Origin of the sequence: Microbacterium sp. PF5, assembly GCF_004794315.1 — a bacterium.
Taxonomy (GTDB): domain Bacteria; phylum Actinomycetota; class Actinomycetes; order Actinomycetales; family Microbacteriaceae; genus Microbacterium; species Microbacterium sufflavum.
Genome location: NZ_SSDQ01000085.1, coordinates 1 through 321, shown reverse-complemented (window position 1 = coordinate 321; position 321 = coordinate 1). Strand labels below are relative to the sequence as shown.

Here is a 321-nt window from a genome sequence, read left to right as displayed (position 1 = left end):
TCCCGCATGACCCGATACACGCGCTTGACGTTGATGCACGGCGCACCGCTCTGCTCCCGACTGCGGCGCAGCAGCGCCCAGACACGGCGGTAGCCGTAGGTGGGAAGGTGCGCCACATGGGCCTGAATCTCCTCGACCAGCCCGGCATCGTTGGTCACGCGGGCACGGCGACCATCGCGCCAGTCGGACGAGCGAGCTCGCTTCACCGCCACGGCAGAGCGCGCCACGCCGAGAACTTCGCAGACCGTCTTCATCGGTCGTCCCCCGGCAGCAAGGGCGAGCGCGCAATCAGGTTTTTTGAACGGCCCCATTCCACGGCTT

The 321-nt window shown here is 67.3% G+C and carries 1 pseudogene; it reads right to left on the bottom strand.

Annotation, left to right across the window (positions count from 1 at the left end):
* A pseudogene (locus tag DW297_RS06710) lies at positions 1 to 321 on the bottom strand (IS3 family transposase); the annotation flags it as partial.